This window comes from Neisseria sicca (assembly GCF_003044565.1).
GTDB classification, from domain to species: Bacteria; Pseudomonadota; Gammaproteobacteria; order Burkholderiales; family Neisseriaceae; genus Neisseria; species Neisseria sicca_A.
The window spans coordinates 271,781-286,986 of the sequence record NZ_POXG01000002.1 but is presented as its reverse complement, the minus strand read 5'-3'; the positions used below and the strand labels follow the sequence as shown (position 1 = coordinate 286,986).

Sequence of the window (15,206 nt, the reverse complement as noted above, 5' to 3'; positions counted from 1 at the left end):
ATATACTGTTGTATGGTGTAATTTGGTTTTATAGTTTATAGGAATTAAAGTATGGATGAATTAAATTTTTTATCAAAAAAGGAAACTAGTATAAAAATAGATGAGATATTTTCTGAGCTATCTAACGAAGAAAAAAATTCTTTGTTTAGAATACATAGCATTTTGAAGAATATTGCCACTAATGAAACAAATACTAAGTTAAGAAAATCTCTATTCCTGTTGTCAAATATCTGTTCACCAATTCTTAATTTAGAAAGCAGAAATGATCCATTTCAACCTGTTATCACTTGGGGAAATGAACGCTCTTTTTTACCGATAGATTTGAATGATGAAGAAATTTTATATCTATCGAGTATTGTTGATGAAGATTTACCACCTATCTTGAAAGCAAGAATCGCTGATATTTTATGGACCTATTCAAAACCGAAAAATAAAAAACACTCAGAGATTGCCATTGAAAATTATATTTCAATGGATGTATTCAAAGATTTCTTGCAACCTGATATTTATGTTTTTTTGGAGAGGGCAGCAATGCTTGCTAAGCAAGCAAAAAATAACTCTCTTATCGAAAAAATAAAATCAAAACTTTTAGAAGAAATAGAAAATCCTTCAACAAATTGGGATTTCCATCTGCTAACAATAATTGAAATCTTTGATAATACAGATTTAGATGAAGAACGAAACCATAAATTAGCAGAAAAGTTGTTAGAAAAACAAAAAGAATTTAATCACAAGCAACAATTTCATATTGTTGAAAAATATCTGGAGTTAGCTGCTAAGCTGTTCAAAAAATCGGGTAATGCGGAGGATAGCTATAAAAGTCTTGCATTGTTGTCGCAAGCTATAGAAAATCATGGAGACTATCGAAAAAATGAAAGCGCTATGGTTGCGAATAGTTTTTATAAACTAGCTTTTCAAAGATATAGAGAAATTCCAAACTCATATAGAAGTACTCTGCAAATAGATCAAAAACTAGATACTGTTCAAGAAAAAATTACGCAATCTGGACTTCTGATTACAGATGAATTGCAATTGATTTCTACTGAGCAAATAAATATTTCTGAGTTACAAGAGCAAAGTATCACTCATGTGAAAGATAAACAAACCGCTTTTGAATCTCTTCTATATTTTTCTGGTGTTTCATCTTGTAATTTTGAAAGTATATGGAAAAGTACTGAAAATAATATTAATAATTTTCCTATTTCTTCACTTTTTGGTGCAACTTCAGTTTCAACTGATGGAAGAAAAATTTCTTCTATTCCTCCTTTAGCTTTAGATGGTAATAATAGGGATGAAGTAATTCCAAAAAAAGCTATTAAGAATTTTGGTATTCATATGCATTTGGCCGTAGAAGGTTGTATTCTGCCAGCTTTAAACCAAATTCAAAAAGAGCATTTATTTCCCAAAGAATTTCTGATTCAATTATGTAAACTGTCAGCCATCGTTCCTGAAAAAAGAGAAATTCTTGTTGCTAATGCTTTGTATCAAGGATTTGAATGGGATTTTAGAAGTGCTATCCATTTATTAGCTCCACAAGTCGAGAATATGATTAGACAGCGTTTAAAACAAAATGGACTGGTTACAACACATACGGCTCAAAATGATATTGAAAATGAAATAGGGTTATCTAGTTTGGTTAATCTAGATGGTGCTAGAGAAATTTTAGGAGATGATCTTTGGTTTGAATTGCAAGCAGTATTTACTGATTCATTGAGTGCTAACTTGAGGAACGAAGTTGGGCATGGATTATTAGATGATGAGACCAGTAATTCGTTATATAGTGTTTATGCTTGGTGGATGGTTTTGAGATTGGTTATTCTTAGTGTCATACTTGAAAACTAACTATTTAATTTAACATCTCCTATTAAGTGAGGATATTTAAGAAGGTCGTCTGAAACCACCATTTCAGACGACCTTCTTCCAAATCCGAACAAATCAATCCACTCCATCTATTTCCCCTCTAAACATCATCCGTGCAAGCAACAATTGGTGCAATCGGTTAAAATGGGTCGTCTGAAATTTGTTTGACCGAATTGAGAATACTATGTCCCAACAATACGTCTATTCTATGCTGCGCGTGAGCAAGGTTGTGCCGCCGCAGAAAACCATTATTAAAGATATTTCCCTTTCTTTCTTCCCCGGCGCGAAAATCGGTTTGCTCGGTTTGAACGGCGCGGGCAAATCTACCGTGCTGCGGATTATGGCGGGTGTGGATAAGGAATTTGAGGGCGAAGCCGTGCCGATGGGCGGCATTAAAATCGGCTATCTGCCGCAAGAGCCGGAGCTTGATCCTGAGAAAACCGTGCGCGAGGAAGTGGAAAGCGGTTTGGGCGAAGTGGCCGCGGCGCAGAAACGTTTGGAAGAAGTGTATGCCGAGTACGCGAATCCCGATGCGGATTTTGACGCGCTGGCGGAAGAACAGGGTCGCTTGGAAGCGATTATTGCGGCGGGTTCGTCCACGGGCGGCGGTGCGGAGCACGAATTGGAAATCGCCGCCGATGCGCTGCGCCTGCCGGAATGGGATGCCAAAATCGGCAATCTGTCCGGCGGTGAAAAACGCCGCGTTGCCTTGTGCAAACTCTTGTTGAGCAAACCGGATATGCTGCTGCTGGACGAGCCGACCAACCACTTGGATGCGGAATCGGTGGAATGGCTGGAGCAATTCTTGGTGCGCTTCCCCGGCACAGTCGTTGCGGTAACACACGACCGCTACTTCTTGGACAACGCTGCCGAATGGATTTTGGAACTCGACCGCGGACACGGTATTCCGTGGAAAGGCAATTACTCGTCTTGGCTGGAGCAGAAAGAAAAACGATTGGAAAACGAGGCGAAATCCGAAGCCGCGCGCGTGAAGGCGATGAAGCAGGAATTGGAATGGGTGCGCCAGAATGCCAAAGGTCGCCAAGCCAAGTCCAAAGCGCGTTTGGCGCGTTTTGAGGAAATGAGCAACTACGAATACCAAAAACGCAATGAAACGCAGGAAATCTTCATTCCCGTTGCCGAGCGTTTGGGTAACGAAGTGATTGAATTTGTGAACGTTTCCAAATCATTTGGCGATAAAGTGCTGATTGACGATTTGAGCTTCAAAGTGCCTGCGGGCGCGATTGTCGGCATCATCGGCCCGAACGGCGCGGGTAAATCGACGCTGTTTAAAATGATTTCGGGCAAAGAGCAGCCTGATTCCGGCGAAGTGAAAATCGGGCAAACCGTGAAAATGAGCCTGATTGACCAAAGCCGCGAAGGTTTGCAAAACGACAAAACCGTATTCGACAACATTGCCGAAGGCCGCGACATTTTGCAGGTCGGACAGTTTGAAATTCCCGCCCGCCAATATTTGGGTCGTTTCAATTTCAAAGGCAGCGACCAAAGCAAAATCGCAGGGCAGCTTTCCGGCGGCGAACGCGGACGTTTGCATTTGGCAAAAACTTTGTTGAGCGGCGGCAATGTGTTGCTGCTGGACGAGCCGTCCAACGACCTCGACGTGGAAACCCTGCGCGCGCTGGAAGATGCATTGCTGGAATTTGCCGGCAGCGTAATGGTCATTTCGCACGACCGCTGGTTCCTCGACCGCATCGCTACGCATATTCTGGCTTGCGAAGGCGATTCGAAATGGGTGTTCTTCGACGGCAACTATCAGGAATATGAAGCCGATAAGAAACGCCGACTCGGCGAAGAAGGCGCGAAACCGAAACGAATTAAATACAAACCGGTAACGCGTTGATAGGAAAATAAGAAAACGTCGTCTGAAAACTTGAAAAGGGTTTTCAGACGACGTTTTTGTTAAGTGGCTATTGTTCCGGCGTTGTTTGTTTATCGAGTGGATTCACAATAGTCAAACGCCTGCCCAAATCAAGAAGAGGTCGTCTGAAAACGTGTGATGTTTGTGTTTTCAGACGACCTCTTTGCGTGCGCTCCGTTATTTCTGTTTACGCAGTTGCGGGTGGTTTTTCAGATTATCCAAGAGGATGTCAATCACACGCGGTGCGGTTTGGGCAAGATCGAAATTTTTGCCGGACGAAAGCCAACGCCAAATCAGACCGTCCAGCGTCGATTTGATGAAGATGACCGCCATGTCGGTATCCAAATCTTCGGATAAGGCATGTTGGGCAATGGATTTGGTCAGGACTTCGGTAATTTTTTCGCGCCAAATGGCTTGGTGTTTGGCTGCAATGTCGATGACGGCGGCGTTCTGTTCGGTGTGTTCGCATTTTAAAAACAGAATGCTGTGGAATTTATAGTGGATGTCGTTGGTTTGCAGGCGCGTGAAAAAGTGCATCAAAGTGCGGCGGAAGAGCGACCACTCTTGTTCATTGCTATCAGCCGCGTCCTGATGCATACAGTTTTCGATGTCGTCGCAAATACGCTGGAAGAGGGCGTCGAACAAGTCTTCTTTGTTTTTGAAATGCCAGTACAACGCGCCGCGCGTGACGCCGGCGGCTTGGGCGATTTCGTTGAGGGAAGTGCGCGCGATGCCTTTTTGGTAGAAGGTTTCCAGCGCGGCGAGCATTAAATGTTCTTTGGTTTTAAGGGCTTCGGTTTTGGTTTTCCGCATGATGCCTGTTTCAAGTTAAGTGGAATGTTGGGGATTATAAAAAATACTTTGTATCCATGCAAGCATGTATGTATAATGACGCCTGTAATTGAGATTGGCTCTCAAATATAAACTCTTTTTTCAGACGACCTGCTTCAGATATTGAAGCAGGCGATTGTTGTTTTCGGAACCAAAAATCGGCTACAATAACAAAGTATATAGTGAAACTTCATAACAATTATCTAGATAGGAAAATCAATGATTTTTGATGCTTCTAAGGTGATGCGCATTGCGGCAATCGCTGCCGCTACCGCATTGGCTCTTTCGGCGTGTAACAAAGGAACCGATGCGGCGCAGGGTGCAAAAGATGGAAAAGGGCAGCAGGCAGCGGCACAACAAGCTCCTGCTCCTATGGTCGGTGTCGTTACCGTCCATCCTGAAACTGTTGCGTTGACGACCGAATTGCCGGGCCGTTTGGAGTCGCTGCGTACGGCGGATGTCCGCGCGCAAGTAGGTGGCATCATCCAAAAACGCCTGTTCCAAGAGGGCAGCTATGTCCGCGCCGGACAGCCGCTTTACCAAATCGATAGTTCCACCTATGAAGCAAATCTGGAAAGCTCGCGCGCCCAGTTGGCAAGCGCGCAGGCAACCCTTGCCAAAGCCAATGCCGACTTGGCGCGTTACAAGCCGCTGGTTGCCGCCGATGCCATCAGTAAACAGGACTACGATGCGGCGGTAACGGCGAAACGTTCTGCCGAAGCAAGCGTCAAAGCGGCTCAGGCGGCGATTAAATCTGCCGGTATCAATCTGAACAGGGCGCGCATTACCGCGCCGATTTCAGGTTTCATCGGGCAGTCCAAAGTATCCGAAGGTACGCTGTTGAACGCGGGTGATACGACCGTTCTGGCAACCATCCGCCAAACCAATCCTATGTATGTGAACATCACTCAATCTGCGACCGAAGTAATGAAGCTGCGCCAACAGGTTGCCGAGGGCAAGCTGTCGGGCGTGGACGGTGCGATTGAAGTGGGCATCAAGTTCGACAACGGCGAAGTTTATCCTCATAAAGGCCGTTTGCTGTTCTCCGATCCGTCTGTTAACGAAACGACCGGACAAATCACGCTGCGCGCTTCAGTGCCGAACGACAAAAATATCCTGATGCCCGGTCTTTATGTGCGCGTCTTGATGGAACAAGTGGCTGCCGACAATGCCTTCGTCGTGCCGCAGCAGGCAGTAACGCGCGGTACGAAAGATACTGTAACGATTGTGAACGCCAAAGGCGAAATGGAGCCGCGCGAGGTAACAGTCACCCAGCAGCAGGGAACCAACTGGATTATCACTGCGGGTCTGAACGACGGCGACAAAGTCGTTGTGGACGGCACCAGTATCGCCGCCATGAGTGGCGCGAAAAAGGTAACGCCTAAAGAATGGACATCTCCTGAAAATGCGGCGGCATCTGCTGCCGGAGCTGCTCCGAAAGCTGCTTCCGAAGCGAAAAAAGACGTTCAGATGACCTTTGAAGCCAAACCGGCATCTGCGGCTAAATAAGGAAGGCATCCATGGCTAAGTTTTTTATTGACCGCCCCATTTTTGCATGGGTGATTGCGATTTTTATCATCGCAGCGGGTATTTTCGGCATTCAAAAACTGCCGATTTCCCAATATCCGTCCGTTGCTGCACCGACCATTACTTTGCGCGCTACTTATCCGGGCGCTTCTGCTCAGGTAATGGAAGACAGCGTACTGGCCGTTATCGAACGTAATATGTACGGTGTGGAAGGTTTGGACTATATGACGACTTCTGCCAATTCCAGCGGCAGCGGCAGCGTCAGTCTGACGTTTACACCTGAGACCGATGAAGATTTGGCGCAGGTGGACGTGCAGAACAAATTGTCGGAAGTGTTGTCCACATTGCCGTCTACCGTACAGCAATATGGTGTAACCGTATCTAAAGCGCGTTCCAACTTCTTGCAAGTGGTCATGCTTTCTTCTGAAAAGCAATCCATTGAGGAAATGAACGATTACGCCCAGCGCAATATCATTCCTGAACTGCAGCGTATCGACGGGGTAGGGCAGGTACAATTGTTTGGTGCGCAACGCGCCATGCGTATTTGGGTTGACCCGAAAAAACTGCAAAACTACAACCTGTCTTTTGCAACGGTAACCAATGCGCTTGCGACACAAAACATTCAAATCTCAGCAGGCTCCATCGGTTCTTTGCCGGCGGCTGCAGGTCAGACCATTTCGGCGACCGTTACAGCGCAAGGTCAGCTGAGCACTGCTGAAGAGTTCGGCAACATCATTTTGGTATCCAATACTGACGGCTCGAACGTCTATCTGAAAGACGTTGCCAAAGTCAGCTTGGGTATGCAGGACTATTCTACTTCTACACGCTTGAACGGCGTGAACACCACCGGTATGGCAGTGATGCTGTCTAACAGCGGTAACGCTTTGGCAACGGCGACTGCAGTAAAAGAAAAAATGGCGGTTTTGCAGAAGTATTTTCCAGACGGCATGAGCTGGAAAGTTCCTTACGATACTTCCAAATTTGTGGAAATTTCGATTGAGAAAGTGATCCATTCGCTTTTGGAAGCCATTGTTTTGGTATTCTTAGTGATGTATCTCTTCCTGCAAAACATCCGCTATACGCTGATTCCGACCATTGTTGTACCGATTTCCCTGTTGGGCGGTTTTGCCTTTATCTCATACATGGGTATGTCGATTAACGTATTGACCATGTTTGCGATGGTATTGGTGATCGGTATTGTGGTCGACGATGCGATTGTGGTCGTTGAAAACGTTGAGCGTATTATGGCGAGCGAAGGTCTGTCGCCTAAGGCTGCAACCAAAAAAGCGATGGGTCAGATTTCCGGTGCGGTAATCGGTATTACTGCCGTGTTGATGTCTGTATTTGTGCCGCTGGCGATGTTTAGCGGTGCAACCGGTAACATTTACAAACAGTTTGCCCTGACCATTGCGGCATCGATCGGCTTCTCCGCATTCCTTGCTTTGACGCTGACTCCGGCATTGTGTGCCACCATGCTCAAACCGATTCAGAAGGGTCATCACGAAGAGAAAAAAGGTTTCTTCGGTTGGTTTAACAAAAAATTTGACAACTGGACACACGGCTATGAAGGCTGGGTTGCCAAAGTCTTGCGCAAGACTTTGCGCATGATGGTTGTCTATATTGGTTTGACTGTTGTGGGCGTATTCCTGTTTATGCGTCTGCCGACTTCCTTCTTGCCGTCTGAAGACCAAGGTAACTTGATGTTGAGCGTACAATTGCCTGCCGGTGCAACCAAAGAGCGTACCGATGCAACTTTGGCTCAAATCACTCAACTGGCAAAATCTATACCTGAGATTGAGAACATTATTACCGTTTCCGGCTTCAGTTTTTCAGGCTCCGGTCAAAACATGGCTTTGGGCTTTGTCATTCTGAAAGATTGGAGCGAACGTACTGCTCCGGGCAGCGATGCGACTTCTATTTCCGGTAAGTTGACCGGTATGATGATGGCTACGCTGAAAGACGGTTTCGGTTTGGCGATTGTGCCTCCAGCCATTATGGAATTGGGTACAGGTTCCGGCTTGACGATTTACCTGCAAGACCGTAACAACAGCGGCCATGCTGCATTGTTGGCCAAGCGCAATGAGCTGATTGACAAAATGCGCAAAAGCGGTTTGTTTAACCCAAGTACCGTTCGTGCGAGCGGTTTGGAAGATGCGCCGCAGTTGAAAATCGACATCAATCGCTCTGCCGCAGCTGCACAAGGTATTTCGTTCTCTGACATCCGTACTGCTTTGGCTTCTTCTTTGGGTTCGTCTTATGTAAACGACTTCCCGAATCAAGGCCGTCTGCAACGCGTGATGGTACAAGCTGATGCGAGTGCCCGTATGCAGCCTGCCGATATTCTGAACTTGACCGTGCCGAATAAATCCGGTGTTGCCGTACCGCTTTCTACCATTGCTACTGTTTCTTGGGTAAACGGTATGGAACAAAGCGTCCGCTTCAATGGTTATCCTGCAATGGAGCTTTCCGGTTCGCCTGTTAATGGCGTATCTTCCGGTCAGGCCATGGCTGCGGTACAGCAAATGGTTGATGACATGGGCGGCGGTTACAGTCTGGAATGGGGCGGCCAGTCTCGTGAAGAGGCCAAAGGCGGCTCGCAAACCGTCGTGTTGTACGCATTGGCCGCTGCCGCTGTATTCTTGGTATTGGCTGCTTTGTACGAAAGCTGGTCTATCCCGTTGGCAGTTATCCTTGTGATTCCGTTGGGCTTGATTGGCGCGGCATTGGGCGTTACGGGGCGCAATATGTTTGAAGCGCTGCTGGGCAGTATTCCGGCATACGCCAACGATATCTACTTCCAAGTCGGTTTCGTTACGGTGATGGGTTTGAGTGCGAAAAACGCGATTTTGATTATCGAGTTCGCCAAAGACCTGCAAGCGCAGGGTAAGAGCGCGATTGAAGCCGCGCTTGCCGCTGCACACTTGCGTTTCCGTCCGATTATCATGACCTCGTTTGCCTTCATTTTAGGCGTGGTTCCGCTGTATGTTGCCAGCGGTGCCAGCTCTGCCAGCCAGCGTGCTATCGGTACGACTGTGTTCTGGGGCATGTTGATCGGTACGATTTTGTCCGTGTTCCTTGTGCCGCTCTTTTATGTCATCGTGCGTAAATTCTTCAAGGAAACTCAGCGCGAACATGAAATGGCAGTAAAACACGCTGCCGAAGCGGGCATGATTTCCCTCGAAGATCAAAATACGGACAACAAGCACTAAGCAAAAAGGTCGTCTGAAAACCTGAAACACGGATTTCAGACGACCTCAAGGAATCCTTATGAACAAAAAGACATTCAAAACGGTATTGAGTACCGTCGCCGCAGCCGTCGCGCTGTCCGCCTGTACCATGATCCCGAAATACGAACAACCGCAGGTTGAAGTTGCCGAAACCTTCAAATACGACACCTTCGACGACGGTATCCGCGCCGCCGACTTGGGCTGGCAGGACTTCTTTGCCGACCCGCGCCTGCACCGCCTTATCGACATCGCGTTGGAACGCAATACCGACTTGCGCACCGCCGCATTGAACGCCGAAATCTACCGCAAACAATACATGATTGCCCGCAACGACCTGCTGCCGAGCATCAACGCCAGCGGTACCGGAACTCGGGTAGGCAGTTTGAGCGGCGGCGTTACCCGCAGCGAATACACCGTCGGTTTGGGCGCGGCAGCCTACGAGCTGGACCTTTTCGGACGTGTCCGCAGCAACAGCCAAGCCGCATTGCAAGGTTATTTCAGCGTAGCTGCGAACCGTGATGCCGCTCACCTTGCCTTGATTGCCGCCGTTGCTAAAGCCCATTTCAACGAACTGTACGCCCAAGAATCGATGGCATTGGCGCAGCGCGTGCTTAAAACCCGCGAAACCACTTACAAACTTTCCCAAATGCGCCACAAAGCAGGCGTGATTTCCGCCGTCGATTTGCGTCAACAGGAAGCCCTGATTGAATCCGCCAAAGCCGATTACGCGAACGCCGTCAAAAATCGCGAACAGGCCCGCAATGCCTTGGCGACCCTGATTAACCAACCCCTGCCGGAAGACCTGCCTGCCGCGCTGCCTTTGAGCAAACAGTTCAAAATCACCCGACTGCCTGCCGGCTTGAGTTCCGAAGTGCTGCTGAACCGTCCCGACATCCGCGCCGCAGAACACTTGCTCAAACAAGCCAATGCCAACATCGGCGCAGCGCGTGCCGCCTTCTTCCCTACCATCAGCCTGACCGGTTCGGTCGGCACAGCGTCCGGCGAGTTGAGCGGTCTTTTCAAAAGCGGTACAGGCATTTGGTCGTTCGCCCCCTCCATTACCCTGCCGATTTTCAACTGGGGTAGCAACAAAGCGAATCTTGACGTAGCCACGCTGCGTAAAGAGGCGCAAATCGTCGCGTACGAAGCCGCCGTCCAAGCCGCTTTCCAAGACGTATCCAACGCCTTGGTCGCACGCGAGCAACTCGACAAGAGCTACGCCGCGCTAAACAAACAAAGCCGCGCCTACAACGACACCCTGCGTCTCATCAATCTGCGCTACAAACACGGCGTATCCAACGCCCTTGACCTGCTTGACGCAGAACGCAGCAGCTATGGCGCAGAAACCGCGTTGCTTGCCAACCAGCTTACCCGCCTCGAAAACCTCGCCGACCTCTATAAAGCACTCGGCGGCGGTTTGAAACGCGAAACCGTTGGCCAGTCAGCCGCGCAGCAGTAAGACTGTTTGAAATAAACGGCATTAAAAACGTCGTCTTAAAACCGGATATCTGGTTTTCAGACGACGTTTTATATTAGGGTTCGCTTTTTGGATGTTTGGTTAGAGGTCGTCTGAAATCGGAGATTTCCATTTCAGACGAGCTTTTGTCCATGAATGAAAAGGTGTCATCGGAAGAGGGGCTTTCGCCAGTTTGGCTTTTTATAGTGGATTAACAAAAATCAGGACAAGGCGACGAAGCCGCAGACAGTACAAATAGTACGGCAAGGCGAGGCAACGCCGTACTGGTTTAAATTTAATTCACTATACAATGCTCAGTTTGACGGGGATTCCGTTTCGCTATCCATACAAACACAAAACCCGCTGTCGAGATAGCGGGTTTTGTGTTTTTCGGTTTTGAGTATCTGATATAAATGGGAACGGTATTTCTCGTATATGCGCACTCCAGAGGTAATGAGACAAAAGAAGAGGGGATAATCTGTCGTTTAATGGCTCGGAGCGGACGGCTTCCGAGTGGTTTTGATTATACGCTAATAGAAATAATTATCAATACTAAAAAGATAAGAAATTGTAAATTGCACTTAATGCTATGAAAAATAATAAGATTTAATGAGTGGTGTTGGTGATGTTCGGAGACAATGGAGATAAAAGCGTATTAAGTTGTATCGGTTTGAAGCGTTGTATAGTGGATTAACTTTAAACCAGTACGGCGTTGCCTCGCCTTAGCTCAAAAAGAACGATTCTCTAAGGTACTGAAGCACCAAGTGAATCGGTTCCGTACTATCTGTACTGTCTGCGGCTTCGTCGCCTTGTCCTGATTTAAATTTAATCCACTATAATGAGGATGTGGAGACGATCAAGCATATGGTGGTGCTTTAGGACGAGACTAGGCTGCGTCGGGTTAATTAAACGTTGATGGACTGAATGGTTCAAACTCAAAAGGGTCGTCTGAAATCCATTTTCAGACGACCCTTTGCCTATGTAGCAAACACGCTTGGAGGATTTGCGCAGAGACCTTAAACTTTGGTTTCTTCGGCTTGCTGTTCTTCTTGAGCGGCTTGTTCCGCTTTAATCGCTTCCAATGCGGCGAATTGTTCGGCGACGCCTTGCTCGATCTTGGACAGGCTGGCGGATTTTGCTTCGTGGTAGGCTTCTTCTAAAGCATAGCTGAAGCCGATATCGTCTGTACCGCCGTGGCTTTTGATGACGATGCCGCGCAGACCGAGCAGAATCGCGCCGTTGAATTTGCGCGGATCCAGTTTGCTTTTCAGACCTTTTAGGGCAGGGAGGGCGGCGACGGCGGCCATTTTGTTGAACAGGTTGCGTTGGAATTCTTGGCGGATGGCTCCGCTCATGAATTTGACCGCGCCTTCGATGGTTTTGAGCATGATGTTGCCGACAAAGCCGTCTGCGACAATAACATCGGCTTCGCCGTACAGGATGCCGTTGCTTTCGATGTTGCCGATAAAATTCAGTTTGCTGCTTTTGAGCAGTTTGAAGGTTTGTTTGACGGTGTCCGTGCCTTTGATGTCTTCGGTGCCGACGTTAAGCAGGCCGACGCGCGGGCTGCCTTTTTGCGGGTAGAGGGCTTGGAAGAGTTCGTTGCCGATGATGGCGAACTGTACGAGCTGCTCGGGCGTGCAGTCAACGTTTGCGCCCAAATCGAGGGCGAGGGTCAGGTGTTCGCTGTCGGAGGGCAGGAATTTTGCGATGGCGGGGCGGTCGATGCCGGGAATGGTTTTGAGGACGAAGCGGGCGGTCGCCATGAGCGCGCCGGTGTTGCCGGCGGAGACGGCGGCTTGCGCAGTGCCTTCTTTGACTTGGTTGATGGCAATGCGCATGGAGGAGTCTTTTTTGTTTTTCAGGGCAAGCTGCGGGGCTTCGTCCATGCCGACGACTTCGGAGGCATGGAGTACGGTAATGCGCTCCATCGGCGCGTTGGCTGCGGAGAGGGCTTGGCGGACGGCGGATTCGTCGCCGACCATAATGAGGTGTACGTCTTGCTGTTGTTTCAAAAAGGCAAGGGCACCGGGGACGGTAACTGCGAGACCTAAGTCGCCGCCCATGGCATCTACGGCCAATGTAATCATGTTGTTCTCCGGTTTGTGCGGTGAAGCGGAAGAGGGCGGTGTCGGCTGCCTCTGTGGGTTTGTTCTGCTTCACAATCGGTTTCAGACGACCTTTTTGCAATATGCGGTATGGGGGTCGTCTGAAAATAGGGTGTATGTGTGGTCGGGTGCTTCGGATTGAAGTGTTGCGTTCCACATTCTAATGCGTTTTATGAAGATGCGCTGAAAAGAGGCAAAATCTCGTTTTATCGGTGTTCTACGGATTTCGCTTTTGCTGTTTCGGGAGAAGGCGGGCTTCTCCGTCGCGGGCTTATTTTTTACCTTCGGCAGCGTGGCGGTTGTGTTCGTCGATGTCGAGCGCGTCCCAAGGGTAGTTGATCCACCAGTCTTCTACGGTAAGTCCGCTGAAGTAGGGGATGCCTTCGGGGATTTTGCCGACTTTGGCTTTGATTTTTTCGTGCAGGACGGCAACGCCGACGGTGCCGAAATCTTCTTTTTGCAACTCGGTCAGGCAGAATTCCATGGTTACGCGGCTGTCGTCGACTTCATCGACGACGAGTACGTTCTTGCCTTTCAGCGCGTCAGGCACGGGGTCGAGCCATTGGACTTTTTTGACTTCTTCCGTTACCTGTCCTTCGTTGTCGCTGTCGTAATAGGCGGTGGTTACGGCGTAAATCGGGATTTCCAGAAAGCAGCGCAGCATACGGGCGGGAATGAAGCCGCCGCCGCCGATGGCGATCATGGCATCGTATTTGACGCCGGAGTTTTGGATTTTTTCCGCCAACGCTTTGATAACGCGGTGGATGTCGTCGTAGGTGTACCAGATTTTCTGTTTCATGGCGATTCCCGATTTAATGGGGTGTATCAGTTTGAACTGCAAGGATTTTGTGCCGCATTTTGAAGCATGGTCAGGCATGAAGTCGGGCAGTTCGGATGTAATGTAAAAAAGCCAGCATTGCATGGCAATATTCTGGCTTTTTCAGTCAGTCGAATAAGATTATTCGCCTTTGGCTTTCACTACTTTACGACCGCGGTACATACCGTTGGGGGAAATGTGGTGCGGGCGGTGTACTTCGCCGGTTACGCTGTCAACAGACAGAGAAGGCGCAGTCAAAGCGTCGTGAGAGCGGTGCATACCGCGTTTAGAAGGGGATTTTTTGTTTTGTTGAACGGCCATTTCAAGCTCCTAGATAAATAAAACTGTGTCCTGGTTAACTGCTTTTCAAACCTGCTAAAACAGCAAAAGGGTTGGGTTTGTCCTGATTGACTTGTTCCAGCGCGGCATTGTCGCAGTTTTCGTGGCGCGGGGAGAAGGGGAGCGACATTAGGATTTGGTCTTCCACCAACCCGCGTACGTCGAGTTCTTTCTCAATCGGCATGCCTTCCAACTCTTCGTCGGCAAGCATTGCTTCATCCAAGTCCTCTTCATTGGCGAACAAAACAATGCGGCTGGTTTCGTCGAGCGTAAACGGCATGGGGCGGATACATCGTTGGCAAATCAGCGGCATATCGGCTTTGACGTTCAAATCGAGAAACAAACGCTGCAGTCGGTCGCGTCCGCCGCTAAGCGTAAACGACACTTTGGTCTGTTTGTCGGCCGGATAATCGTGTGAACGGACTCGTTCGTCCAATTCCTCAAGCAGAAAGCTGCCTTGCAGGCTCTGCTTTTCGGAGGCGAAAACTTCTGGGTCAATCAAATTAGGGTCTGACATAAACAGGGTATGATATAATTTCGACAGTCTAACGTCAATATTTTTAAGCAAAATATGAGTGCAAAACTGCCTTTGATATTGGGTTCGGGTTCGGTGTTCCGCCGCGCGCAGCTTGAGCGTTTGGGTATTGATTTTCAAACTGCCGCGCCTGATTTCGACGAAACGCCTGCTGCGGGTGAAAACGCGGCGGATACTGCCTTACGTTTGGCGGAAGGAAAGGCACGTTCGCTGGCGGCTCGATTTCCTGCCGCACTGGTGATCGGCGCGGACCAAGTGGCGTGGTGCAATGACCGCCAGTTGGGCAAACCGATGAACGTCGCAAATGCACAACAAATGCTCAGGGATTTGAGCGGCAGAAAAATCGAATTTTACAGCGCAATCGTGCTTTTGAATACTGCTTCGGGACGCATTCAGCGTCATGTCGATAACACGTCGGTCGTGATGCGTACGCTGACAGACGGGCAGATTGAACGTTATCTGGCGCGCGAACCGGATGCGGTTTACTGCGCGGGTGCGGCGAAGAGCGAGGGCTTGGGTGCGGCGTTGCTGGAGCGTATAGACAGCAGCGACCCGAACGCGCTTATCGGTTTGCCCATCTTCAAACTGGTCGAGTTTTTAAAAAACGAAGGCGTAGAAATCATTTAG

Annotated in this window: 11 protein-coding genes and 1 pseudogene; 6 read left to right on the top strand and 6 right to left on the bottom strand. The window is 48.7% G+C overall.

All coding sequences use genetic code 11. The features are described 5' to 3' along the window. Positions 1–51 precede the first annotated feature (51 nt). Both DBZ16_RS05970 and ettA read left to right on the top strand, forming a co-directional pair. On the top strand, positions 52–1,842 hold the full coding sequence (locus DBZ16_RS05970; protein WP_107813308.1) for a DUF4209 domain-containing protein: 1,791 nt from the start codon (positions 52–54) through the stop codon (positions 1,840–1,842). Between the two features lie 202 nt (positions 1,843–2,044). Then, positions 2,045–3,721 carry an energy-dependent translational throttle protein EttA gene (gene ettA / locus DBZ16_RS05965; RefSeq protein ID WP_002260074.1) on the top strand — a complete coding sequence of 559 codons (1,677 nt, stop codon included), beginning with the start codon at positions 2,045–2,047 and terminating at the stop codon, positions 3,719–3,721. Positions 3,722–3,916: 195 nt separating this feature from the next. On the opposite strand, the gene DBZ16_RS05960 is transcribed toward ettA, so the two are convergent. Then, on the bottom strand, positions 3,917–4,552 hold the full coding sequence (locus DBZ16_RS05960) for a TetR family transcriptional regulator (RefSeq protein ID WP_107813307.1): 636 nt from the start codon (positions 4,550–4,552) through the stop codon (positions 3,917–3,919). A gap of 237 nt (positions 4,553–4,789) precedes the next feature. Between DBZ16_RS05960 and DBZ16_RS05955 the strand changes: the two genes are divergently transcribed. From DBZ16_RS05955 to DBZ16_RS05945, 3 genes are read left to right on the top strand one after another with little or no spacing between them, the layout of a single operon-like run. Then, a complete protein-coding gene (locus DBZ16_RS05955) occupies positions 4,790–6,079 on the top strand; it encodes an efflux RND transporter periplasmic adaptor subunit (protein WP_060975499.1) in 1,290 nt (429 codons plus the stop codon). An 11-nt stretch (positions 6,080–6,090) separates the two neighbouring features. Beyond that, positions 6,091–9,306, top strand: a complete 3,216-nt coding sequence (locus tag DBZ16_RS05950) for an efflux RND transporter permease subunit (RefSeq protein ID WP_049230399.1) — start codon at positions 6,091–6,093, stop codon at positions 9,304–9,306. Positions 9,307–9,364: 58 nt separating this feature from the next. Continuing rightward, the gene (locus DBZ16_RS05945) at positions 9,365–10,783 is read left to right on the top strand and encodes an efflux transporter outer membrane subunit (protein ID WP_107813306.1); all 1,419 of its coding nucleotides are present in this window, start codon (positions 9,365–9,367) and stop codon (positions 10,781–10,783) included. A gap of 584 nt (positions 10,784–11,367) precedes the next feature. Here DBZ16_RS05945 and DBZ16_RS16705 read toward each other — a convergent pair. The 5 genes and pseudogenes from DBZ16_RS16705 to DBZ16_RS05910 all read right to left on the bottom strand — a co-directional run. Beyond that, positions 11,368–11,618, bottom strand: a pseudogene (locus DBZ16_RS16705) (hypothetical protein); the annotation flags it as partial. A gap of 178 nt (positions 11,619–11,796) precedes the next feature. Further along, positions 11,797–12,870 (bottom strand): phosphate acyltransferase PlsX, encoded by a 1,074-nt coding sequence (gene plsX / locus DBZ16_RS05930; RefSeq protein WP_107813304.1) that lies wholly within the window; start codon positions 12,868–12,870, stop codon positions 11,797–11,799. 289 nt (positions 12,871–13,159) lie between these two features. Next, positions 13,160–13,687, bottom strand: a complete 528-nt coding sequence (locus tag DBZ16_RS05920) for a phosphoribosyltransferase (RefSeq protein ID WP_107813473.1) — start codon at positions 13,685–13,687, stop codon at positions 13,160–13,162. A 159-nt stretch (positions 13,688–13,846) separates the two neighbouring features. After that, positions 13,847–14,026 (bottom strand): 50S ribosomal protein L32, encoded by a 180-nt coding sequence (rpmF, locus tag DBZ16_RS05915; RefSeq protein WP_003744026.1) that lies wholly within the window; start codon positions 14,024–14,026, stop codon positions 13,847–13,849. A gap of 34 nt (positions 14,027–14,060) precedes the next feature. After that, positions 14,061–14,561 carry a YceD family protein gene (locus tag DBZ16_RS05910; RefSeq protein WP_070682498.1) on the bottom strand — a complete coding sequence of 167 codons (501 nt, stop codon included), beginning with the start codon at positions 14,559–14,561 and terminating at the stop codon, positions 14,061–14,063. A 54-nt stretch (positions 14,562–14,615) separates the two neighbouring features. Between DBZ16_RS05910 and DBZ16_RS05905 the strand changes: the two genes are divergently transcribed. Next, positions 14,616–15,206 carry a Maf family protein gene (locus DBZ16_RS05905; protein ID WP_107813303.1) on the top strand — a complete coding sequence of 197 codons (591 nt, stop codon included), beginning with the start codon at positions 14,616–14,618 and terminating at the stop codon, positions 15,204–15,206.

Excerpts from the sequence above, each read along its gene's own strand:
- DBZ16_RS05945 (WP_107813306.1), top strand. The coding sequence starts at position 9,365 with ATGAACAAAAAGACATTCAAAACGGTATTGAGTACCGTCGCCGCAGCC.
- DBZ16_RS05905 (WP_107813303.1), top strand. The coding sequence starts at position 14,616 with ATGAGTGCAAAACTGCCTTTGATATTGGGTTCGGGTTCGGTGTTCCGC.
- DBZ16_RS05955 (WP_060975499.1), top strand. The coding sequence starts at position 4,790 with ATGATTTTTGATGCTTCTAAGGTGATGCGCATTGCGGCAATCGCTGCC.
- DBZ16_RS05960 (WP_107813307.1), bottom strand. The coding sequence starts at position 4,552 with ATGCGGAAAACCAAAACCGAAGCCCTTAAAACCAAAGAACATTTAATG.
- plsX (WP_107813304.1), bottom strand. The coding sequence starts at position 12,870 with ATGATTACATTGGCCGTAGATGCCATGGGCGGCGACTTAGGTCTCGCA.
- ettA (WP_002260074.1), top strand. The coding sequence starts at position 2,045 with ATGTCCCAACAATACGTCTATTCTATGCTGCGCGTGAGCAAGGTTGTG.
- DBZ16_RS05910 (WP_070682498.1), bottom strand. The coding sequence starts at position 14,561 with ATGTCAGACCCTAATTTGATTGACCCAGAAGTTTTCGCCTCCGAAAAG.
- DBZ16_RS05970 (WP_107813308.1), top strand. The coding sequence starts at position 52 with ATGGATGAATTAAATTTTTTATCAAAAAAGGAAACTAGTATAAAAATA.
- DBZ16_RS05950 (WP_049230399.1), top strand. The coding sequence starts at position 6,091 with ATGGCTAAGTTTTTTATTGACCGCCCCATTTTTGCATGGGTGATTGCG.
- rpmF (WP_003744026.1), bottom strand. The coding sequence starts at position 14,026 with ATGGCCGTTCAACAAAACAAAAAATCCCCTTCTAAACGCGGTATGCAC.
- DBZ16_RS05920 (WP_107813473.1), bottom strand. The coding sequence starts at position 13,687 with ATGAAACAGAAAATCTGGTACACCTACGACGACATCCACCGCGTTATC.